This window comes from Mycobacterium sp. 4858 (assembly GCF_900240975.1).
Lineage (GTDB): Bacteria > Actinomycetota > Actinomycetes > Mycobacteriales > Mycobacteriaceae > Mycobacterium.
Window position 1 is genome coordinate 1,594,344 of record NZ_LT968776.1, and the last position, 20,711, is coordinate 1,615,054.

The window sequence follows — 20,711 nt, forward strand, 5'->3', positions numbered from 1 at the left end:
CCGCGGCGCCGTCTCGTCGTTGGCATGCATGTCGAGGGTGGGCGTTCCCCCTGCGGGCGGGAACCAACCGGCCCCCGCCTTTCGTAAGATGGCCGCGTGGCACGACGCCCCCGCCCATCCCGTCCCGGGGCCTGGGAGTTGTTTATAAGAGCCAGCCCCGGCGTTGCCTCCGGCCGGCCGCCCGTTCATCGCCGGCGGGCTGGCGGTGGCGCTGGCCGGCCGCAGGCACCGCTGGGTGCGGCGGGCCGGCCTGCTGGCGGCGGCCGCCTGCGCGGGCTTCTTCCGCCACCCGCCGAGGGTGCCGCCGGCCCGGCCGGGCGCGATCGTCGCGCCCGCCGACGGGGTGGTCTGCGTCATCGACTCCGCCGCCCCGCCCGCCGAACTCGGCATGGGCGACGCGCTCCTGCCGCGGGTCAGCATCTTCCTCTCGCTGCTCGACGCCCACGTGCAGCGCGCGCCGGTGAGCGGCGAGGTGATCGCCGTGGAGCACCGGCCCGGCCGGTTCGGGTCGGCGGATCTCGCCGCGGCGAGCACCGAGAACGAGCGCACCAGCCTGCGGATCCGGACGCCCAGCGGCGCGGAGGTGGTGGCGGTGCAGGTCGCCGGCCTGCTGGCGCGGCGCATCATCTGCGACGCGCGCGTCGGGGACAAGCTGACCATCGGGGACACCTACGGCCTGATCCGGTTCGGCTCCCGGCTCGACACCTACCTCCCGGCGGGCGCCGACCCGCTGGTCCGAGAGGGCCAGCGCGCGATCGCCGGCGAAACCATGCTGGCCGAACTGCCATGATCAGCAAGCCGCGCGGCAGGCGGCCGGTCAACCTGCAGATCCTGCCCAGCGCGATGACCGTGCTGTCCATCTGCGCGGGCCTGACCGCGATCCGGTTCGCCCTCGAGCATCAGCCCAAGGCCGCGATGGCCTTGATCGCCGCGGCCGCCATCCTGGACGGGCTGGACGGCCGGGTGGCCCGCCTCCTGGACGCCCAGTCGCGCATGGGCGAGGAGATCGACTCGCTGGCCGACGCGGTGAACTTCGGGGTGACGCCGTCGATTGTCATCTACGTGACGATGCTGACGAAGTCGCCGGCCGGCTGGGTGGTGATCCTGCTCTACGCGGTGTGCGTGGTGTTGCGGCTGGCCCGGTACAACGCGCTGCAGGCCGACGGCAGCCAGCCCGCCTACACGCACGAGTTCTTCGTCGGCATGCCGGCGCCGGCGGGCGCCGTGTCGATGATCGGGCTCATCGGGCTCAAGTTGCAGTTCGGCGAGGGCTGGTGGACCTCGACGACGTTCCTGTGCATCTGGATCACGGGGACGTCGATGCTGATGATCAGCAAGATCCCGATGCGCAAGATGCACGCCGCGGCGGTGCCCCCCAGCTGGGCCGCGCCGCTGCTGGCGCTGCTGGCGATCTGCGCGGCCGCGGCCGTGCTCGCGCCCTACGTCCTGATCTGGGTGATCATCGTCGCCTACCTCTGCCACGTGCCGTTCGCGGTCCGCAACCAGCGCTGGCTGGCCGCCCACCCCGAGGCGTGGTCCGACGAGCCCAAGCAGCGCCGCGCCGCCCGCCGCGCGATCCGCCGGGCGCAACCGCACCGCCGGTCGATGGCGCGGCTCGGGCTGCACAAGCCGGGTGGGCGCCTGCGATGAGCCGGCCGGGCGACGATGCGGCCCGCCAGCTCACGCTCACCGCGCGGTTGAACACCGCCGCCGTCGATTCGCGCCGCGGCGTCGTCCGCCTGCACCCGAGCGCGGTTGCCGCGCTGGGCATCCGGGAGTGGGACGCGGTGGCGCTGACGGGCTCGCGCACCACGGCCGCGGTGGTGGGCCTGGCCGGCCCGGACACCCCGGTCGGCACCGCCCTGCTCGACGACGTGACGCTGTCGAACGCGGGGCTGCGCGAGGGCACCGCGGTGATCGTCGGCGCGGTCACCGTCTACGGCGCCCGGTCGGTGACGCTGTCCGGCTCGACGTTGGCCAGCCAGTCGATCTCGCCGGTCACCCTGCGGCAGGCCCTGCTGGGCAAGGTGCTGACCGTCGGCGACGCCGTGTCGCTGCTGCCCCGCGACCTGGGCCCGCCGTTCTCGACGTCGGGCGCCGCCCGCGCGCTGGCCGCCTCGGTCGGCATCAGCTGGACGTCGGAGCTGCTGACGGTCACCGGCGTCGACCCGGCGGGACCGGTCAGCGTGCAGCCCAACTCGCTGGTCACCTGGGGCGCCGGTGTGCCGTCCGCGGCCGGGCCGTCGCAGGAGTTCGTCGACGTCGTCGGACCGGAGACCGTCGTCGAGGAACTGAAGGGATCGCAGCCGCAGGCTGCCAAGCTCGCCGAATGGCTCAAGCTCGCACTCGACGAGCCGCACCTGCTCAAGACGCTGGGCGCCGGCGCCAACCTCGGCGTGCTGGTGTCGGGCCCGGCCGGCGTCGGCAAGGTGACGCTGGTGCGCGCGGTCTGCGACGGCCGCCGGCTGGTGAAGCTGGACGGGCCGGAGGCCGGCGCGCTGAACGCCGAAGACCGGCTCAAGACGGTGAGCGCGGCGGTGCGTGCCGTCCGCAACGGCGGTGGCGTGCTGCTGATCACCGATGTCGACGCCCTGCTGCCCGCCACCCCCGAGCCGGTGGCCGCGCTGATCCTGGGCGAGCTCCGCACCGCGGTGGCCACCGAGGGTGTCGCGCTGATCGCCACATCGGCCCGGCCCGACCAGCTCGACGCCCGGCTGCGCGCGCCCGACCTGTGCGACCGGGAGCTGAGCCTGCCCCTGCCCGACGCCGGCACCCGCAAGGCGCTCTTGGAGTCGCTGCTGAAGTCGGTACCCGCCGGCGACCTGGATCTGGTTGAGATCGCTTCCCGCACGCCTGGTTTCGTGGTCGCCGACCTCGCCGCGCTGGTGCGGGAGGCGGCGCTGCGGGCGGCGTCGCGCGCCAGCTCCGACGGCCGCCCGCCCGAGCTGAACCAGGAGGACCTGCTCGGGGCGCTGACCGTCATCCGGCCGCTGTCCCGTTCGGCCAGCGAGGAAGTGGCCGTCGGCAACGTCACCCTCAACGACGTCGGCGACATGGCCGAGGCCAGGCAGGCGCTCACCGAGGCCGTGTTGTGGCCCCTGCAGCATCCCGACACCTTCGCCCGGTTGGGCGTGGAACCGCCCCGCGGGGTGCTGCTGTACGGGCCGCCCGGCTGCGGCAAGACGTTCGTCGTGCGCGCGCTGGCCAGCACCGGGCAGCTGTCCGTGCACTCGGTCAAGGGCTCCGAGCTGATGGACAAGTGGGTGGGCAGCTCGGAAAAGGCCGTCCGCGAACTGTTTCGGCGCGCCCGCGACTCCGCCCCGGCGCTGGTGTTCCTCGACGAGATCGACGCGCTGGCGCCGCGGCGCGGGCAGAGCTTCGACTCGGGCGTGACCGATCGGGTGGTGGCCGCGCTGCTGACCGAGCTCGACGGCGTCAACCCGCTACGCGACGTCGTCGTGCTGGGCGCCACCAACCGGCCGGACCTGATCGATCCCGCGCTGCTGCGCCCGGGCCGGCTCGAGCGGCGGGTGTTCATCGAACCGCCCGACGCCGCCGCCCGGCGCGAAATCCTGCGCACCGCGGGCAAATCCGTCCCGCTGAGCGACGACGTCGACCTCGACGAGGTCGCCGCCGGGCTCGACGGCTACAGCGCCGCCGACTGCGTGGCGCTGCTGCGGGAGGCGGCGCTGACGGCGATGCGGCGCTCCATCGACGCCACCGACGTGACGGCCGCCGACATCGCGGCCGCGCGCCAAATCGTGCGCCCCTCACTGGATCCCGGGCAGGTCCAGGCGCTACGCGCCTTCGCCGAAGGCCCGTAGCACGGCCCGCGCCGACGCCGCGACGTCGCGTTCCAGCCATTTCGGCATCGGGTCGTCATGGGCGTGGCGTCGGACCACGGCGTACGGCAGGTCCGCGACCGCCCGCGCGACGGCGTCGACGGACCGGGGCCCGCTGTTGCCGTACAGCCCGCGGGCCAGGGCCGCGATTCGCTCGGTCAGCGGGGCGTTCATCGCGGCCAGCGTCTCGCGGAACGCCGCGTCGGGTTCCTCGTCGAGCAGGTCACCGGGCCGGATCGTCAACAGCAGCCGGGCGTCGTCGGGCAGCTCGCGCGCGAAGCTGACGGCGGCCACGGCCATCGCCGTGGCGGTTTCCATCGGAGTCTGGCCGTCGGCGGCCAGCGCCCGCGCCTGGAACCGGTCCAGCGCGCGCAGCCACGCCGCCGTCAGGACGCCGTCGCGGTTGCCGAACCGGTGATAGAGCGTGCCCGCGGGGGCTCCGCTGGCCTTGGCGATCGCCGCGACGCTGGCCGCGCGCGGCCCGCCGTCGAGCACCAGGGCCCGGGCGGCGTCGAGGATCACGTCGGTTTCGTGCTTTCGCGGAGGTGCCACGATCTAGTACATTCCTTCTATATGGAACGATTATCCTATATCGATGAGCATGCCATAACAGTCGACGCGAGCCGTGGCGACACGTGGTCGGCACTCTTAGCGGTACTGTGCCGGGACCCCGGCGATCCATCGACCGTGCCGCCCGGTTTCGTGCTGGACGGGGCGCGGGCGCCGGAGTGGTTCGCGCTCAAGGGCAGGCACCCGTTCGCGGTGTACCGCTGGGTGTTCGAGCTGGAGGACGCGGCGCCGGGGCGCACCCGGGTGCGCGCGGCGACCTGGGCGGCCTTCCCGGGCGCGCACGGGAAGGCCTACCGGGCGCTGGTCATCGGCACGGGCGGTCACCGCGTCGTCACGCGGTGGACGCTGAAACGCGTCGCCAGCGCCGCCGCGCACGCCGACTACGCCGACGTGTTCGAAGTGCCCCTCCCGCAAGGCGACTCACGCACCGCCGAGGAGACGTTCCGCGACGCCCTGCGGGATGCGCCGGGTGGGGGCGTGATCTTGTGGATCCACCGCCACCTGCTGAGGTTCGACCTCGGGCCGGTCTCGTCGCCCGATCACATCATCGGCTGGACGATCGCGCGCTCGGATCGCGACGAGCTCGTGCTGACCGCCCGGGGTCCGCTGATGCGCGGTGAGCTGACGCTGCGGCGCCACGACGGCCGGCGCGCCGGCCTCACCACCCGCGTGCATTATTGCCACAGGTTCACCGCCCGCGCGGTCTGGGCCGTCGTCGGCCCGCTGCATCGGGCCGTGGCGCCGCGGCTGATGGCACGCGCCGCACGGTACGACCTCACGGCGACGGCCGGGCAGTCCTGAACCCTTCGCCCGGGTGTCTCGTAACCAGTTCACATACCCCTTGGCATGGACGGATTGCGATGATTGCGACGCAGCCCTCGCCCGGCGCGGATGTGGACGCTGGTGCCGGCCGGGTGATGGTGGTGGCGATCATGGCGTCGATGGTCGCCTTTCTCGACAGCACCGTCGTGAACGTGGCACTGCCGGCGACCGAACGCGAGCTCGGCGGGGGCATGTGTCTCCAGCAATGGGTGGTGGACGGTTATCTGCTGGCGCTGGCCGCCACGATCCTGCCCGGGGGTGCCATCGCGGATCTGTTCGGCCGGGTCCAGGTGATGCGGTTCGGGCTGGTGGCCTTCGGGGCGGGCTCGGCGGTGGCGGCCACGGCCACGTCGCCGGGCATGCTGATCGCCGGACGCCTCGTCCAGGGTCTCGGTGCGGCATTCTTGGTGCCCGGATCGCTGGCGCTCATCAATTCCGCGTTCGATCCCGCACACCGCTCCGCGGCCGTGGGCTCGTGGACGGCATGGACCGGAACCGCCTTCGCGCTGGGCCCGCTGTTGGGCGGCCTGGCGGTCGACCTGCTGGGCTGGCGATGGATCTACGCCCTGTCGGCGATCCCTATGATCGCCGCCTTCGCTTTGACGTATCGCTTACGCGCCGTGGAGGTTCCGGGAGCGCCCGGGCGCTCCCGTCTCGACGTCGCCGGGGCGGCGTTGTCGGCCGTCGGTTTGACCGCCACCGTGTATGCGCTCATCGAAGCGGGCAGGCACGGATGGCACCCGCAGCTCGTCGCGGCACTGGCGATCGGCGCTGCGGCGCTGCTGGCGTTCGTGGGTTGGCAGCGCCGTGCCCGTCACCCGCTGGTGCCGCTCGGCCTTTTCGCCAACCGCGACTTCGCGGGCGCCAATCTGACCACCGCCTTCGTGTACGGCGCCCTCACGATGGGGTCGCTTGCGGTGTCCCTCTACACCCAGGAGGTCGCCGGCTATTGTGCGACGGTCGCGGGACTGGTGACCTTGCCCAGCCCCCTGCTGTCGTTTCTCTTCGCCAAGCGGGTCGGCGGCCTGGCGGCGCGGATCGGTGCCCGGGTCTTCCTGGCGACGGGCCCGGTCGTCGCCGGGGCCGGGTTGCTGCTCATCCGCCCCGCCGCCCACGGGTTCAACGTCCTGACCCACCTGCTGCCCGGGATGGTCGTGCTCGCCCTCGGCATGGTGCTCACCAGTACGCCGCTGACCGCGCTGAATCTGTCCTCCGTCAACCCGGCCAACAGCGGAGTGGCCGCGGCCGTCCAGAACGCGGTCGGCCGGACGTCGGCGCTGACGTCGGTGGCATGCGTCGGACTGATCGCCACCGGCACACTCACCGACGCCAGCTTCGCCCGGCTGCTGCGGGATGCCGCGGCGCTCTTCTTCATCGGCGCCTTGGTCAGCGGCTTCTCCGTCGGCAAGGCGCGCAACCGCGCGGTGTGATCCGTGCCGCTGTGGCAGCCTATAGCGGCATGACCGAGCATCCGACCGCGCTGCACGTCGTCGACGGCATCGACCTGTCCGGCAAGGTCTGCGTGATCACCGGCGCGTCGTCCGGGCTGGGGCGCGAGTCGGCCCGGGCGCTGGCGGCGGCCGGCGCGCACGTCGTCCTGGCCGCCCGCAATCCGGCGGCGTTGGCGGAGGCGTCCCGGTGGATCGCCGCGGAAGTGCCGGGCGCGCGGACCTCGACCGTCGAACTCGACCTGACCGCGTTGGCCGGCGTGCGGGCGGCGGCGGGCGCCATCGGCGACATCGCCCCGGCCATCGACGTCCTGATGAACAACGCCGGGGTGATGTTCACGCCGTTCGGCAGGACGAGCGATGGCTTCGAGATGCAGATGGGCACCAACCATTTCGGGCACTTCGAGCTGACCCGGCTCCTGGTTCCGCAGCTCGCCGCCGCCGGCCGGGCTCACGGTCAGGCCCGGATCGTCAACCTGTCGTCCGCGGGCCACGTGCTGGGCGACGTGGACTTCGACGATCCGCACTGGGACACGCGAGAATACGACAAGTTCGCCGCCTACGGCGCGTCGAAGACGGCGAACATCCTGCACGCCGTGGCAGCCGATCGCCGCCTGCGCGACAAGGGAATTCGCGCGTATGCCGTGCATCCCGGCACCGTGGCCACGTCGCTGGCGCGGCACATGTCCCGGGAGGACTTCGCGCGGCTGCGCAAACCGACGGGCGAGCGGCTGGACGTCATCACGCCCGACCGCGGCGCGGCCACCCAGGTGTGGGCGGCCGTCAGCCCGGGGCTGGCCGGCCGCGGTGGGCTGTATCTCGAAGACTGTCGGGTCAGCGACAACGCGACGCCATACGCCCGCGACGAGCGGCGCGCGGAGCGGTGGTGGGAGCTGTCCGAGGAGATCACGGCTCGGGCAGCGGGGTCCACTCGCGGGACAGCCGCGACGTGAACGACGGGGACCTGCGCTCGAGGAACGCGGCCACCCCCTCGCGCGCGTCGGCGCCGCCCATCACCCGATGGTGTAGCCGCGTTTCCAGCGCGGCGACCTGCCGCGGGCTGTAGTGGTTGATCGCGGTGTCCCACAGCAGCCGCTTGCACAGCGCCGCCGACATCGGCGCGACGTTGACCGCGATGTCGCGGGCCAGCTCGACCGCGTGGTCGAGCACCTGGTCGGCCGGCAGGGCGCGGTTGGCGATGCCGAGCGCCACCGCCTCGGCCCCGCCGAAGGTCCGCCCGGTGAGCAGGATGTCCGCGGCCACCCCCAGCGTGGTCAGCTGCGCCAGCGTCCAGTGCGACATGCAATCGGGCAGCACGCCCCGGCGCACCTGCACCACACCGTATTTGGCGTCCTCGGCGACGATGCGCAGGTCCGCCTGCAAGGCGATGGTCAGCCCGATGCCGATGGCGTGGCCGTTGACGGCCGCGATCACCGGCTTGCGCAGCTCGAACGCGGCGGGGGTGATCGGTGACGCCGAGAACCCATCGGCCGGGGCGCCGAACGGCTCGGCGTCGCCGGAGAAGTCCGCCCCGGCGCAGAAGGCGTCGCCCGCCCCGGTCACGACGATGGCCCGGACGTCGTCGTCGCCGTCGCAGTCGTAGTACGCGCGGCTCAGCAGCGCGCCCATGTCGGCGGTGTAGGCGTTGCGCCGCTCGGGCCGATTGAGCGTGAGCACCGCCACGCCCGCGTCGACGTCGACCGTCACGTCGGGGCTCATCGCAGGACGGGTGTCCGGTGCAGGGCGCCGATCAGGTCGGCGATGTCCGCGGCGCGCGGCGTGTAGCCCGGGAAGTAGCAGCACACCTCCGCGGCGTGCTCGGAGAACCGGGCGGCTATCTGCTGCGCGCATTCCTCGGGGCTTCCCACGATCCCGATCCGCGCCACCACCTCGTCGCCGATCAGGCGGCGCATCTCGGCGAACCGCCCCTGCTTGGACAGGGCGTTCAGCTCGGGATGGATGTCGGCCCACCCCTCGGCCTCCAGCACGGGCAGGTAGGCCGGGGTGGAGCCGTAGAACGAAATCAGCGCCGCCACACCGTCGATCGCGGCCGCCAGGTCGGCCTCGTCGCGGCCGACGGCGACCATCGCCTGGGCGATGATCTGGAATCCGTTCCAGGTCCGGCCCGCGCGGCGCAGCCCCTCGGCGACCGCCGGGACGGTGCGCTCGGCGAAGTGGCGGGCGCTGTTGAACGGCATCACCAGCAGCCCGTCGGCGACCTCGGCCGCGGTGCGCGTCATCACCGGGCCCAACGCGCCCAGCAGCACCGGCGGCGGCCCGAACGGGTTGGGCCCGGGATTGAAGTTGGGCGCCATGATGGTGTGGGTGAAGAATTCGCCGCGAAAGTCCAGGCGGCCCTGGCCTTCCCACGCCGCGAAGATGGCCTTGATCGCGCGCACGGTCTCGGCCATCAGCGCCGCCGGCCTTCCCCACCTGCTGCCGTAACGCTTTTCGATGTGGGCCTTCACCTGCGACCCGAGCCCGAGCCGGAACCGGCCACCGCTGTACAGCTGCAGGTCGTAGGCGGCGTGGGCCAGATGCAGCGGGCTGCGGGGCGGGGCGATCGCCACGTTGGTCATCAGATCGAGGTCGGTCGCGCCGGCGGCGATGAGCAGGGGGAAGAAGACGTCGTGCTGGCCCTCGAAGGTGAACAGGCCGTCCGCGCCCGTCGCGGCGACGTCGGCGGCGCTCGCCGCGGCATCCACCGGTGAACCGTTGACCTGCAGCTGCACCTTCATCGAATCCCCTGTCGCACAGTGTTATTCGGAGTTACTCGGAGAGTTGGAACTCCAACACCTCGGCGACCGCGGCCACCGCCTCGCGGACCGCGACCAGGCGTTCGGCGGCCGACGGCGCCGCCAGCACCGAGTACCGGTCCGCGGTGCCGATCGGGATGCGAGCCGCCAACTCCCACAACCGTTGGCCGGCGTCGCCGCCGGTGTACTCGCCTAGCAGCGCCTCGCGGTCCGGCAGGCTCACGCCGCGCGCGTCGGCGATCCGCGCGAACAGGGCCAGCACCCGGTCCTCGACCTCGAGCAGCTGGGCGGGGCTGACCGGATCGCCCTGCTCGTCGGGCCACAACGTCACGGTCGCCCGCGGGTAGGGATCGTCGGGCAGCCATTCGGAGACCTTGATCCGCTCCCCGGTCCGACAGTGCATCGAGTACCGGCCCGCGCCGAGCTCGACGCATTCGGTGATTCTGGACAACACCCCGACGTCGCAACGCGATTCGCCGCCACCGACCTCGCGGCCCCGGGCGATCAGCACCACGCCGAACGGATCCCCGGCGTCCAGGCAGTGTCGGACCAGCGCGGCGTAGCGCGGTTCGAAGATCCGCAACGGCAGGTCCTCGTCGGGCAGCAGCGCCGACTCCAGCGGGAACATCGCCAACTCGAGGGGTTCGAACATCAGATTTCCAACTCGGCCACCAGCGCGTCGACGACGGCGCGCAGGTCACCGTCGTGCTCCTCGGCGACCCGGCGCTGCCGCTGATACGAGGCGCCGCGCCTGGGGATCTCGGCGACGGCGGCCAGCTCGTCGACGCAGTCCAGCGACTTGGCGACGGGCTCCAGCTGGTTCAGCACGTCGTCGAGATCCTCGGTGACCAGCCGCTCGTTGCTGTCGGCGTCCTGGATGATGATCGCGTCCAGGCCGTAGCGGGCGGCGCGCCACTTGTTCTCCTGGTTGTGCCAGGGCGGCATGGTCGGCAACGTCTCGTCGGCCTCCAGCCTGCGGTCCAGGTCGACCACCAGGCAATGCGTCAACGCGACCAGCGCGCCCAGCTCGCGCAGGTTGGACACGCCGTCGCACACCCGCACCTCGATTGTGCCCAGGTGCGGCGAAGGCCTGATGTCCCAACGGACTTCGTCGACGTGATCGATGATGCCGGTCTTCTTCTGGTCGTAGACGAACCCCTCGAACTCCGCCCAGGTCTGGAACTGGAACGGCAGGCCGGCGGTGGGCAACTGCTGGAACATCATCGCGCGGTTGCTGGCATAGCCGGTGTCCACACCGGTCCACCACGGCGAGGACGCCGACAGCGCCAACAGGTGCGGGTAGTACTTCAGCAGCGACGTCATGATCGGCATCACCTTGTGCGCCGAGGAGATTCCGACGTGCACGTGCACGCCCCAGATCAACATCTGCCGCCCCCACCACTGGGTGCGTTTGATCAGTTCGGCGTAGCGGGGCGCGTCGGTGAGCTTCTGGGTCGACCACTGCGCGAAGGGGTGGGCGCCGGCGCTCAACAGCTCCATGCCCCGGTCCCGGACGATCCGGTGTGCGGGTCCCAGGGTCTCCCGCAGATCCTCCATCGCCTCCCCGGTGGAATTGCACACCCCGCTGACCACTTCGACCGTGTTGCGCAGCAACTCCTTGTGCACGCGCGGGTTTTCGCCGATCTCGGCGATCACCGCCGTGGCTTCGTTGCTCAGGTCACGGGTCTGCGCGTCGACGAGCGCGAACTCCCACTCCACCCCCAGGGTCGGCCGCGGTGAACGGGCGAAATCGATGCGCGCGTTCTGCCTGTTAGCCGGCACCGATCACACCGCACGCGACCCGCTTGCCGGCGTCACCGGTGCTCATTGTCGTCTGGTCGGGCCCCGGGGTGCCGTTGCTCTGGTTGTACCGCTCCGGCGGGATGTTGGCGAAGTTGTCGGCGCCCGCATGAATGATGATCGCGGTCTTTTCGCCGGTGAGCAGGTCGTCCATGGCGAACGCGTCCGTGGTGGTCATCAACACCCCGGACCCGTCCTTGCGCACCTGCAGCGAGGTCAGGTCGCCGCTGGCGGGTTCGGCGGTGTGGCCGGGCGTTTGGAAGTGCCCTCCGGCGGACAGGAAATCGCCGGGCGCGCCGCCGGTGGGGGCGACGGAATTGGGCTCACACTTTCCGGTCTTGTGGATGTGCACCCCGTGGAATCCCGGCGTCAGCACCCCGTTGCCCGTCGTCTCGATGGTCACGGTGGCGTAGCCGTTGTTGAACTGGAACGTCGCGGTCGCGACCTCGGTGCCGTCGGGCGCCTTCAGGTGGGTGGTGATGTTCTTGCCCGCCGCGGCGGCGACGGGCCCGCCCTCCGGTAGCGGGGTTCCGGTCGGTGCCGGCGATCCGGTCCAGACGGCCGGCGTGGTGCCCGGTGAGGTCGAGGCGTGCTGAGGCGATGAGCACGCCCCCAGCAGCGCGGCGCACGTGGCTGCGGAGAGCGCGGAAACGGTGACGGCGGCAGTGCGGTGACCAGCAAACGGAGGCATAGCGGAAGCCTAGCCGCTCAAGCCTCAGCCCGTAACGAGCACGATGACGCCCGGCGGTTGGCCGGCCAGCGCGGGGATGCGCGGTTCGACCGGCGCGCCCAGGCTCTTGCCGACCGCATCGGCGGTCGCGTGCTCGTCGTCGGCGTCGGTGTAATAAACCGTGGTGGCCGACACGTCGGGCACGGTCATGTTGTCGACCTTGGTGACGTTGAAACCGGCGGTGGTGAGCTGGTCCTTGGTGCGGGCTCCGACGCCCTCTTTCGTCGAGATGTTGTAGATCTGCACCTCGGCGTGGTTCCCCGCGGGCTTAGCGCTCGTCGACGTGGGCGACGCGCTGGTGCTGGTGGACGTGGAGGCCGCCGACGCCGAGTCGTCCTCGGAGCTGCCGGACGAGCCCAGCGCCTGCCAACCGAGCAACAGGAAAATGACCCCCAGGAACAACAGCACCATCACCATCGCCCGCAGGGGAAGCCCGGTGGAGTCGGGGACTCGCTCTTTCATCGAGCCCACTGTAGCGAGTCAGGTCACCTCGAAGCCCAGGCGCCGCGCCGCCCGCGCCTTCTGGCGGCTCGCCCGCAGCCGCCGCAACCGCTTCACCAGCATCGGGTCGGCGGCCAGCGCCTCGGGGCGGTCGACGAGTGCGTTGAGCACCTGGTAGTAGCGCGTCGCCGACATCGAGAACAACTCTTTGATGGCTTCTTCTTTTACGCCCGCAAATTTCCACCACTGACGTTCGAAGGCGAGGATGTCGTGTTCGCGGCGGGTGAGCCCATCTGCGATCTCGGCATCGTCCCCCGATCGATTTGCCCGCGCCATGGCGCTGTCCATATAGCTTCCCCTGGACCCTTCCGGCGAATTCTCAGCTGCTCTAATGACTTGACTTACCTAAGGGCGTGTTTCGGCGAATATTGAACCACGGCCCAAACCCTCAAGCCGTCATCCAGACCCGCGAGTCGGCCGATTGGCTCAGATTGCCCGCACCGGCGATCGCCGGCCCGGACGCGCACGCGCGTGCGGTAGCTTAGCCGACCATGGCAGTCGTACCGATCCGGATCGTCGGCGATCCGGTCTTGCACACCCCGACGCAGCCGGTGCCCGTCGGCGCCGACGGTTCCCTGCCGGCCGACCTGCCGAAGCTGATCGCCGACATGTACGACACCATGGATGCCGCGCACGGAGTCGGCCTGGCCGCCAACCAGATCGGGGTCGGCCTGCGGGTCTTCGTCTACGACTGCGCCGACGACCGCGGCCGGACCGACCGCCGCCGCGGCGTGGTCGTCAACCCGGTGCTGGAGACCTCCGAGGTGCCCGAGACCATGCCCGATCCCGACGCCGACGACGAGGGTTGCCTCTCGGTCCCGGGCGAGTCCTTCCCCACCGGCCGCGCCACCTGGGCGCGGGTCAGGGGTCTGGACGCCGACGGCCGCCCGGTCGAACTCGAGGGCACCGGCCTGTTCGCGCGCATGCTGCAACACGAGACCGGCCACCTGGACGGGTTTTTGTACCTGGACCGTCTCGTCGGCCGCCACGCGCGCAGCGCCAAGCGCGCCGTCAAGGCACACGGGTGGGGCGTTCCCGGCCTGTCCTGGCTGCCCGGTGAAGGGCCGGACCCCTTCGGTCACTGATGTTCTCGTGGCCGGAACCGGGCACCCGGGTGACGCTTCGCTACCGGCACCCGGAAGGCTCGGTCCCCCCGCTGACCGATGCGGTCGGACACCTGCTGGCGGTCGGGCCGTCGGTGCGGGTGCGCACCAAGAGCGGCGCGGTCGTGGAGGTGGCGGCCGGCGACGTGGTCGCGCTGCGGGTGCTGACGGACGCGCCGGTCCGCACGTCCGAGATCCGGGCTCTCGAGCGCGCGGCCGCCGCCGCGTTGCCCGGCGCGGAACGGGTCTGGCTCGAGGGCTGGCTGCTGCGCGCCGGAGGTGGCGTCGATTACGCGGTGCCGCTTGATGTTTCGGCGCACAGCCGTACCATCGCGGCGATCGCCGACTGGTATGAGCGGCGCGGCCTGGCGCCGCGGCTGTGCGTTCCGGATCGCTTGTTGCCGACGCCGCCGGGGCTGAACGCCGAACACACGGAACGCGTTTGGGTGCGCGACCTGCCGGCCTCGGCGCCATCCGAACCCGACCCCGACGGCACGCGCTGGGCCGGCCTGTCGGTGACCGGCCCCGCCGACGACCCGGCCACCGCGGCCGCGTGCGAAGCGCTAATGGCCCGGGCGGCGGCGCGCGGCGCGACTCGCGGGTACCTGGTCCTGCCCGGCACCGACGCCGGCATGATGGCGCTCGCCGAGGCGCTGGGCTTCCGCGCGCACCATCGCCGCCGCTATTTTCCGGCCCGCTCGCCGGCCTGGGATACCGTCTAGCGATGATCGATGGCGGCGACCCGCAGCGCCCGGCCTCGCCGCGCTTGCGATCGCCGCTGATCGATGGCGGCGACCCGCAGCGCCCGGCCTCGCCGCGCTTGCGATCGCCGCTGCGGCTGGCCACCTGGAACGTGAACTCGATTCGCAGCCGCCTGCCCCGCGTCCTCGACTGGCTGGCCCGCACGGACGTCGACGTGCTGGCCATGCAGGAGACCAAGTGCTCCGACAGCCAATTCCCCACCCTGCCGTTCTTCGAACTCGGCTACGAGGTGGCGCATGTCGGCTTCAACCAATGGAACGGCGTGGCGATCGCCTCCCGCGTGGGCCTCGACGACCTACAGATCGGCTTCGACGGCCAGCCCAGCTGGAGCAGTAAGCCGGAGGTGGCCGCGACGGCCGAGGCCCGCGCGCTCGGCGCCACCTGCGACGGGGTCCGGGTCTGGAGCCTTTACGTGCCCAACGGCCGCGCGGTGGGCGACCCGCATTACTTCTACAAGTTGGAATGGCTTGCCGCGCTGCGTGATACGGCGGCGGGGTGGTTGCGCGACGAGCCCACGGCCCAGATCGCGCTGGCCGGCGACTGGAACATCGCCCCGACGGACGACGACGTGTGGAGCACCGAATTCTATGCCGGCGCCACCCACGTCTCCGAGCCGGAGCGCCGCGCGTTCGGCGCCATCGTCGACGCCCAATTCACCGACGTGGTACGGCCTTTCGCGCCCGGACCGGGCGTGTACACCTACTGGGACTACACCCAGTTGCGCTTCCCGAAGCGCCAGGGCATGCGCATCGACTTCATCCTCGCCTCCCCGGAATTGGCCGAGCGCGTCACGGACGCCCAGATCGTCCGCGACGAGCGCAAGGGCAAGGCCGCCAGCGACCACGCACCGGTGCTGATCGATATAAGGCGGGCCTAATTCGCTTTCACCGAGATCGCACCGCAAGCACGATCAGGTTAAGCTCAAGCAAATTAAATGCGGCCACTCGTTGTCTGCCGGTTTCCAAAGTGGCAGGCTTTGTTTTGTTAGAAGCAGATACAATGTTTTTTTGCTGTTAACGATGCGTTCAAGCGGGTACACCTCGCCGGTGACGCGGGTTTCGCGGCAAGGGCAGAAAGCCAGGGAGTCAGCATGAGTGTCATCGGCGGAGCGGTCCGGGGCGTGGGTCAGGCGGTGAGTCGCGTGGCGACCACGACGACCGCGGCGGCCGGCGCGGTGGGTGGCGCGGCGGTCAACGGGGTCATCGGGGGCGTCGCCGGCGCCGCCGAGGGCATCAAGAAGGGCATGAGCAGCGGCAGCCACTCCGCGCCCGCGGCCGCGGTGGCGTTCGGCGCCCTGGGCGTCGCGGGACTGGTGGAGTGGCCGGTGCTGCTGGCGGTCGGCGGCAGCGCCCTGCTGCTGCAGCGACTGAGCCGCAAGCAGGAACCGGCGAAGTCGACGAAGGCCAGCCTCAAGGCGGTCCCGGTGGAACCGGCGGCACCGAAGGCCGCGCCGCAGAAAGCGGCCAGCAAATCGACCGCCAAGAAGGCCGCCGGGCGTCGGGCCGGCAGCGCCGAGTTGCGTAGCACCAACTAAATCGGGCTATCCGACAACGCTTTGGCCATTGCGACGGCAATACGCCAATCTCTGCCGTTGCGCGTCGTCGCGACCGGCATCCAGGCGACCACCTCGTTGGTCGAGTCCGGCATCACCATCGCCGCGATTCCGCTTCGCGAAGGCGCGCGGGCGATCACGGGCGAGCTGCCCGGGGGCACGCCGGCAATACTGAGCCGACGGTGTTGGCGCGGCCGGGACCGCGCCTGGATCGAGGTACGCGGGCTCGACGGCGCCTCGAAAGACGATTCGGCCAACGAACTCGGACGCACGGTCCTGGAGGCGGTGCTGGCCCAACCCGGTGTGGCGTCGGCCGCCCTGAACTACCCGCTGTCGCGGGTGGTGATCACCATCGGCGACGCGGACACCTCGCTGCGCGACCTCTGCCGCGCCGTCGACGGCGCCGAGAGGCGTTGCGCGCCAAGGACGACCGCCAAGCCGTCGGCGCCCCGGACGAGCCTGCCGGGCGACGGCGTGGTGCTGGCCACCCGCGCCGCGACCGCGGCCGCCAGCGCGGCCGGGCTGGGCATAGCGCTCACCGGCCGGGCGCTGCGCTGGCCGCGCATGCCCATCGGCGTCCTGGCGGGCGTGGTGGCCCTCGACTACCAGCCGTGGCTGCGCCGCCTGCTCGAGGACCGCATCGGCCGCCCCGCGACCGACACCGTGCTGGCGCTGGCGGTGACGGCCGCGGAAACCGTCACCCTGTCCCCCGCGTCGTTGTCGGTCGGCCTGCTGACGCAGTCGCTCAAAGCGGCCGAATGCCGCGCGGAGGCCCGCGCCTGGGCCCGGCACGAGCCACAACTGGCCGGCCACGCCGATCAGCCGCACACCGACCCGTCGGCGCGGTCGAAGCCCCCGCGCGGCCGGCCGGCCGACCATTTCGGAAATCGATTCGCGCTCGTCCAGGCGGTCAGCGCCGGGATCGTCGGCGCCACCACCCGCAACCTGCACCAGGCGGCCCTGGCCGTCCTGGTGACCACCCCGGCGGCCAACCGGACCACGCCGGAGGCCTTCGCCGCCGCGCTCGGACAGGGGCTGGCCGAGCGGCACGCGGTGCTGTCGTTGCGCCCGGAGGCGCTGCGCCGCCTGGACCGGGTGGACGCGATCGTCATCGACCCGCGGGTGTTGTGCACCCGCGGCCTGCGGGTGCAGATCATCCGCGGCGCAAAGGAAGCCGAGCTGCCCGCAGCGTGGTCGCGCGCCCAGCTGATGCTGGAAAACCAGCGCTTGAGCCCCGGCTGGCACCCGGTGCCGGGAATATCGGCCAGTAAGCCGAATGGCGAAGTGGAGGCGCTCTTCTGCTTCACGCACGACCCGCTGGCGTCGGCCGTCGTCGCCGAGGCGCACCGGACGAAGGCCGAGCTGGTCTCCGTCGAGGACGATTCACTGGGCGAACTGCGCCCCGCGTTCGACGACATCAGGCCGCTGGAGCGGGGGTCCGTCGACGACGCGCTGGCCCGCGCCGTCGCTGACCTTCAGGCGGCGGGCCGCACGGTCGCCGTGCTGTCATCGGCCGGGGCGCAAGCGGTTTGGTCGGCCGACGTGGCGCTTGGCATGCTGCCCGAGCCCGGGGACGGCCCGCCGCCGTGGTACGCAGACCTGCTGCTGCCCGACCTGGCGGCGGCCTGGCGGGTGCTGCGCGCGCTGCCGGCGGCGCGGGCTGCCGCCCAACGCGGCGTCGGGATCTCCGCCGGCGCAACGGCGATGGGCTCGCTGCTGATGATCCCCGGCGTCCGCGGCATCGGGCGCGGGCCGGTGACCAGCGGGGCGGCGGCCGGTGCGTTGTCCGGATATCTGCTGGCGCGCGGCATCATCCGGGCGGATGCCCCGCGCCCGGCTCCCGTCCAGGAGTGGCACGCGATGGCGGTCGAGCATGTCCGCCGGGCGCTGCCGCCGCCCGCTTCCGAGCCCGCCGGCGATCCGGGGCGGCTCGCGCTGGCCACCCTGGGCGCGGCGCAGCCCCAAACCCGCACGCACGCCGTGCTGCAGTTCCTGGGCGCCGTGCGCGCCGAGTTGACCGACCCGCTGACGCCCGTGCTCGCGCTCGGATCGGCGGCCAGCGCCGTGCTCGGCTCGCCGGTCGACGCCGTCCTGGTCTTCTCGGTGCTGACCGGGAACTCCATGCTCGCGGCCAGCCAGCGGCTGCGAGCCGAAAACCGGCTGAACCATCTACTCGCACAACAGATCCCACCGGCCCGCAAGGTCCTCTCCGACGGGGAGGGTGAGCGGGCGTACGCCGACGTCATCGCGGCGCAGCTGCAGCCCGGCGACGTCATCGAGGTGCGCACCCACGAGGTGGTGCCCGCCGACGCCCGGATCGTCGAGGAGGTCGACGTCGAGGTCGACGAGTCGACGCTGACCGGTGAGTCGCTGTCGGTGGAGAAGCAGGTCGAGCCGACACCCGGCGCCGCGCTCGCCGAACGCCGCTGCATGCTGTACGCGGGGACGACCGTGGTGGCAGGCACCGCGGTGGCGGTGGTGACCGCGGTCGGGGCCGACACCCAGGAACGCCGCGCCGCCGAGCTGGTCTCCGGCGACCTCTCCCCGGACGTCGGCCTGCAGCACCAGCTCAGCCAGCTCACCAACCGCGCCTTCCCGGTCAGCATGACCGGCGGCGCGCTGGTCGGCGCGCTGGGGCTGCTGCGGGGCTCGGTCCTGCGCCAGGCCGTCGCGAGCGGGATCGCCATCGCCGTCGCGGCGGTGCCCGAAGGCATGCCGTTGGTGGCGACCCTGGCGCAAGCCGCGTCGGCGCGGCGGCTGACCAGGTTCGGCGCGCTGGTCCGCGTGCCGCGTTCGGTGGAGGCGCTCGGCCGCATCGACGTGGTCTGCTTCGACAAGACCGGCACGCTGAGCCAGAACCGGCTGCGCGTCACCGAAGTCGTTGCGGTGTCGGGCACTTCGCGTGAGGAGGTGCTGCGCTGCGCCGCGCACGCCGCACCGCCGTCCAACGGCGACCCGCACGTGCACGCCACCGACGTCGCCATCGTCGAGGCCGCCTCAGCGGTAAACGGCCACAACTCGGCCGCGCCCGTCGCGCACCTGCCGTTCCGCTCCGGCCGGTCGTTCTCCGCCTCGGTGACGGAAACCGAGCTGGCCGTCAAGGGTGCCCCCGAGGTGGTGTTGGCCGCCTGCGACGGCGTCAGCCCCGAAATGGAGGAGACGGTCGCGAGGATGGCCGGCGGCGGCCTGCGGGTGATCGCGGTGGCGCGCCGGCAGCTGAGCCCCGCCCAGGCGCGGGCCATCCGGCACGAGCCCGACGACATCGCCGACTTCGCCCGCGAGGGGCTGACCCTCACCGGGTTCCTGGGTTTGTCCGACACCCCCCGCGCCGAGGCGGCCGGGCTGCTGGCGGATCTGCGCAGGCTTTCGGTGGGCGTCAAGCTGATCACCGGCGACCATCCGATCACCGCGAAGGTCATCGCCGAGGAACTCGGGATGAGCGTGACCGCCGGACAGGTGATCAGCGGCGCGGAATGGGACGCGTTGTCGCGCAAGGATCAGGAGCGCGTCGTGACCGAGCGGGTGATCTTCGCCCGGATGACGCCGGAGAACAAGGTGCAGGTCGTTCAGACGCTCGAGAGCGCGGGCGTGCGCACCGCGATGGTCGGCGACGGCGCGAACGACGCGGCGGCCATCCGGGCCGCCACGGTCGGCATCGGCGTCGTTGCCGGCGGCAGCGACCCGGCGCACATGGCGGCCGATGTGGTGCTGGTCGATGCCCGCATCGAGGGCCTGCGCAACGCGATCGAAGAGGGCCGCCAACTCTGGCAGCGGGTGCAGGCGGCCGTGTCGGTGCTGCTGGGCGGCAATGCCGGCGAGGTGTTGTTCGCGATCATCGGCAGCGCGATCACCGGGACCTCGCCGTTGAACACGCGGCAGCTGCTGTTGGTGAACATGATGACCGACGCGCTGCCGGCGGCGGCCCTGGCGGTGAGCAAGCCCAGCGGCCCGGTCGACCCGGGCATCCGGGGACCGGACCAGCCCGCGCTATGGCGCGCGGTCGCGATCCGCGGCGTCACAACGGCCGCCGCGACGACGGCGGCGTGGGCGATGGGCAGCGTCACCGGTCGCCCGCAGCGCGCCTCCACCGTCGCGCTGGTCGCCCTGGTGGGCGCCGAGCTGGGTCAGACGCTGCTGGATTCGCATGCCCCGTTGGTGGTCTTGACCGCGGTGGGCTCGCTCGCGGCGATGGGGACGTTGATCAGCATCCCGGTCGTCAGCCAACTGCTGGGATGCACACCGCTGGGTCCACTCGGCTGGGCGCAGGGGCTGGGATCCGCCGCTGCGGCGACCGTCGCGATCGGGATTGCGAATCGTGCGCTGACGGGTCCGGACAAATCCGGCGCCGCCCCCGTTGAGGTGGGTGAACCTCGACGACCCCGACCCGCCACAGCAGCGCATAGAGTTCCAGTAACGGCACCTTCAGCACCAGAGCAATAGATGAAACCAGCGGATCGCCCCCGGTGTCTGTCATCGTCGACATAGGTCCGACGGTGGTCGGAGCACCCGGCGACTCGGCAAACCCTTCGTTACTGAAAGGCAAATGATGGCGGAAAAGAAGTCGCGCAGGGGGACATCGCAACGCGAGGCCGTGCAGAGGATCCGCGAGGGCGAAACCTTCCACGTGAACCTTCCGGTGCTCGGGCAGATGGAGATTCCCCGGCCCGAACAGCTGGCCTACTTCGGGGGCCTGGCCGCCCTGGCGGCGCTCGAACTCATCGACTGGCCGGTGGCCGTCGTCATCGCCGCCGGACACCTGCTGGCCAGCAATCACCACAACAAGCTCTTAGAGGAGCTTGGCGAGGCCATGGAAGAGGCCTAGCAA

At 71.7% G+C, this 20,711-nt stretch carries 19 protein-coding genes and 2 pseudogenes; 12 read left to right on the plus strand and 9 right to left on the minus strand.

The features are described from left to right. The first annotated feature begins 96 nt into the window (after positions 1-96). The 3 genes and pseudogenes from C1737_RS16100 to C1737_RS16110 all read left to right on the plus strand — a co-directional run bounded on the left by C1737_RS16100 (position 97) and on the right by C1737_RS16110 (position 3,824). Positions 97-790 (plus strand): annotated as a pseudogene (locus C1737_RS16100) (phosphatidylserine decarboxylase). Then, positions 787-1,650 carry a CDP-diacylglycerol--serine O-phosphatidyltransferase gene (pssA, locus tag C1737_RS16105; RefSeq protein ID WP_067927569.1) on the plus strand — a complete coding sequence of 288 codons (864 nt, stop codon included), beginning with the start codon at positions 787-789 and terminating at the stop codon, positions 1,648-1,650. The pseudogene C1737_RS16100 and the gene pssA overlap by 4 nt, the downstream one beginning before the upstream one ends. Then, entirely contained in the window at positions 1,647-3,824 is a 2,178-nt protein-coding gene (locus C1737_RS16110; RefSeq protein WP_068097701.1) for an AAA family ATPase, read from the plus strand. The genes pssA and C1737_RS16110 overlap by 4 nt, the downstream gene beginning before the upstream one ends. Here C1737_RS16110 and C1737_RS16115 read toward each other — a convergent pair. Further along, the gene (locus C1737_RS16115) at positions 3,798-4,394 is read right to left on the minus strand and encodes a TetR/AcrR family transcriptional regulator (RefSeq protein ID WP_068097697.1); all 597 of its coding nucleotides are present in this window, start codon (positions 4,392-4,394) and stop codon (positions 3,798-3,800) included. The genes C1737_RS16110 and C1737_RS16115 overlap by 27 nt on opposite strands. 21 nt (positions 4,395-4,415) lie before the next feature. Between C1737_RS16115 and C1737_RS16120 the strand changes: the two genes are divergently transcribed. From C1737_RS16120 to C1737_RS16130, 3 genes are read left to right on the plus strand one after another with little or no spacing between them, the layout of a single operon-like run. Beyond that, complete coding sequence (locus C1737_RS16120; protein WP_102418877.1) at positions 4,416-5,213, plus strand: DUF2867 domain-containing protein; 798 nt, start codon at positions 4,416-4,418, stop codon at positions 5,211-5,213. A gap of 59 nt (positions 5,214-5,272) precedes the next feature. Then, positions 5,273-6,664 carry an MFS transporter gene (locus C1737_RS16125; RefSeq protein WP_233214771.1) on the plus strand — a complete coding sequence of 464 codons (1,392 nt, stop codon included), beginning with the start codon at positions 5,273-5,275 and terminating at the stop codon, positions 6,662-6,664. A gap of 29 nt (positions 6,665-6,693) precedes the next feature. Beyond that, positions 6,694-7,635: an SDR family NAD(P)-dependent oxidoreductase gene (locus tag C1737_RS16130; RefSeq protein WP_102418878.1), complete on the plus strand. Its 942-nt coding sequence runs from the start codon at positions 6,694-6,696 to the stop codon at positions 7,633-7,635. Here C1737_RS16130 and C1737_RS16135 read toward each other — a convergent pair. From C1737_RS16135 to C1737_RS16165, 7 genes are read right to left on the minus strand one after another with little or no spacing between them, the layout of a single operon-like run. Next, complete coding sequence (locus tag C1737_RS16135) at positions 7,589-8,401, minus strand: enoyl-CoA hydratase/isomerase family protein (protein WP_067921323.1); 813 nt, start codon at positions 8,399-8,401, stop codon at positions 7,589-7,591. The two genes, C1737_RS16130 and C1737_RS16135, sit on opposite strands and share 47 nt — an antisense overlap. Continuing rightward, a complete protein-coding gene (locus C1737_RS16140; protein WP_102418879.1) occupies positions 8,398-9,420 on the minus strand; it encodes a TIGR03617 family F420-dependent LLM class oxidoreductase in 1,023 nt (340 codons plus the stop codon). The genes C1737_RS16135 and C1737_RS16140 overlap by 4 nt, the downstream gene beginning before the upstream one ends. Positions 9,421-9,451: 31 nt before the next feature. Further along, complete coding sequence (locus C1737_RS16145; RefSeq protein ID WP_102418880.1) at positions 9,452-10,090, minus strand: LON peptidase substrate-binding domain-containing protein; 639 nt, start codon at positions 10,088-10,090, stop codon at positions 9,452-9,454. Further along, positions 10,090-11,220 carry a glutamate--cysteine ligase gene (locus tag C1737_RS16150; RefSeq protein ID WP_102418881.1) on the minus strand — a complete coding sequence of 377 codons (1,131 nt, stop codon included), beginning with the start codon at positions 11,218-11,220 and terminating at the stop codon, positions 10,090-10,092. Before C1737_RS16150 ends, C1737_RS16145 begins: the two co-directional genes overlap by 1 nt. Next, entirely contained in the window at positions 11,210-11,929 is a 720-nt protein-coding gene (locus C1737_RS16155) for a superoxide dismutase family protein (RefSeq protein ID WP_102418882.1), read from the minus strand. The genes C1737_RS16150 and C1737_RS16155 overlap by 11 nt, the downstream gene beginning before the upstream one ends. 24 nt (positions 11,930-11,953) lie before the next feature. Then, a complete protein-coding gene (locus C1737_RS16160) occupies positions 11,954-12,430 on the minus strand; it encodes a LytR C-terminal domain-containing protein (RefSeq protein WP_068099059.1) in 477 nt (158 codons plus the stop codon). 18 nt (positions 12,431-12,448) lie between these two features. Next, positions 12,449-12,757: a DUF3263 domain-containing protein gene (locus C1737_RS16165; protein WP_007167558.1), complete on the minus strand. Its 309-nt coding sequence runs from the start codon at positions 12,755-12,757 to the stop codon at positions 12,449-12,451. Between the two features lie 203 nt (positions 12,758-12,960). Here C1737_RS16165 and C1737_RS16170 point away from each other — a divergent pair, with 203 nt between their 5' ends. The 5 genes from C1737_RS16170 to C1737_RS16190 all read left to right on the plus strand — a co-directional run bounded on the left by C1737_RS16170 (position 12,961) and on the right by C1737_RS16190 (position 20,326). Beyond that, entirely contained in the window at positions 12,961-13,554 is a 594-nt protein-coding gene (locus C1737_RS16170; protein ID WP_068099060.1) for a peptide deformylase, read from the plus strand. Next, positions 13,554-14,294 carry a GNAT family N-acetyltransferase gene (locus C1737_RS16175; RefSeq protein ID WP_102418883.1) on the plus strand — a complete coding sequence of 247 codons (741 nt, stop codon included), beginning with the start codon at positions 13,554-13,556 and terminating at the stop codon, positions 14,292-14,294. The genes C1737_RS16170 and C1737_RS16175 overlap by 1 nt, the downstream gene beginning before the upstream one ends. A 110-nt stretch (positions 14,295-14,404) precedes the next feature. Further along, a complete protein-coding gene (locus tag C1737_RS16180; RefSeq protein WP_199182979.1) occupies positions 14,405-15,211 on the plus strand; it encodes an exodeoxyribonuclease III in 807 nt (268 codons plus the stop codon). A gap of 213 nt (positions 15,212-15,424) precedes the next feature. Next, positions 15,425-15,868, plus strand: a complete 444-nt coding sequence (locus C1737_RS16185) for a hypothetical protein (RefSeq protein WP_067921789.1) — start codon at positions 15,425-15,427, stop codon at positions 15,866-15,868. A gap of 51 nt (positions 15,869-15,919) precedes the next feature. Continuing rightward, a complete protein-coding gene (locus C1737_RS16190) occupies positions 15,920-20,326 on the plus strand; it encodes a cation-translocating P-type ATPase (protein WP_102419977.1) in 4,407 nt (1,468 codons plus the stop codon). On the opposite strand, the pseudogene C1737_RS27515 reads toward C1737_RS16190, so the two are convergent. Continuing rightward, positions 20,292-20,369 (minus strand): annotated as a pseudogene (locus C1737_RS27515) (hypothetical protein); the annotation flags it as partial. The gene C1737_RS16190 and the pseudogene C1737_RS27515 sit on opposite strands and share 35 nt — an antisense overlap. 63 nt (positions 20,370-20,432) lie before the next feature. On the opposite strand from C1737_RS27515, the gene C1737_RS16195 reads away from it, so the two are divergent. Further along, complete coding sequence (locus tag C1737_RS16195; protein ID WP_102419978.1) at positions 20,433-20,708, plus strand: hypothetical protein; 276 nt, start codon at positions 20,433-20,435, stop codon at positions 20,706-20,708. The last annotated feature ends 3 nt before the right edge of the window (positions 20,709-20,711 follow it).

Bases quoted from the DNA above. Each gene is read 5' to 3' on its own strand.
- pssA (WP_067927569.1), top strand. From the start codon at position 787: ATGATCAGCAAGCCGCGCGGCAGGCGGCCGGTCAACCTGCAGATCCTG.
- C1737_RS16110 (WP_068097701.1), top strand. From the start codon at position 1,647: ATGAGCCGGCCGGGCGACGATGCGGCCCGCCAGCTCACGCTCACCGCG.
- C1737_RS16120 (WP_102418877.1), top strand. From the start codon at position 4,416: ATGGAACGATTATCCTATATCGATGAGCATGCCATAACAGTCGACGCG.
- C1737_RS16125 (WP_233214771.1), top strand. From the start codon at position 5,273: ATGATTGCGACGCAGCCCTCGCCCGGCGCGGATGTGGACGCTGGTGCC.
- C1737_RS16130 (WP_102418878.1), top strand. From the start codon at position 6,694: ATGACCGAGCATCCGACCGCGCTGCACGTCGTCGACGGCATCGACCTG.
- C1737_RS16135 (WP_067921323.1), bottom strand. From the start codon at position 8,401: ATGAGCCCCGACGTGACGGTCGACGTCGACGCGGGCGTGGCGGTGCTC.
- C1737_RS16140 (WP_102418879.1), bottom strand. From the start codon at position 9,420: ATGAAGGTGCAGCTGCAGGTCAACGGTTCACCGGTGGATGCCGCGGCG.
- C1737_RS16145 (WP_102418880.1), bottom strand. From the start codon at position 10,090: ATGTTCGAACCCCTCGAGTTGGCGATGTTCCCGCTGGAGTCGGCGCTG.
- C1737_RS16155 (WP_102418882.1), bottom strand. From the start codon at position 11,929: ATGCCTCCGTTTGCTGGTCACCGCACTGCCGCCGTCACCGTTTCCGCG.
- C1737_RS16160 (WP_068099059.1), bottom strand. From the start codon at position 12,430: ATGAAAGAGCGAGTCCCCGACTCCACCGGGCTTCCCCTGCGGGCGATG.
- C1737_RS16165 (WP_007167558.1), bottom strand. From the start codon at position 12,757: ATGGACAGCGCCATGGCGCGGGCAAATCGATCGGGGGACGATGCCGAG.
- C1737_RS16170 (WP_068099060.1), top strand. From the start codon at position 12,961: ATGGCAGTCGTACCGATCCGGATCGTCGGCGATCCGGTCTTGCACACC.
- C1737_RS16175 (WP_102418883.1), top strand. From the start codon at position 13,554: ATGTTCTCGTGGCCGGAACCGGGCACCCGGGTGACGCTTCGCTACCGG.
- C1737_RS16185 (WP_067921789.1), top strand. From the start codon at position 15,425: ATGAGTGTCATCGGCGGAGCGGTCCGGGGCGTGGGTCAGGCGGTGAGT.
- C1737_RS16195 (WP_102419978.1), top strand. From the start codon at position 20,433: ATGGCGGAAAAGAAGTCGCGCAGGGGGACATCGCAACGCGAGGCCGTG.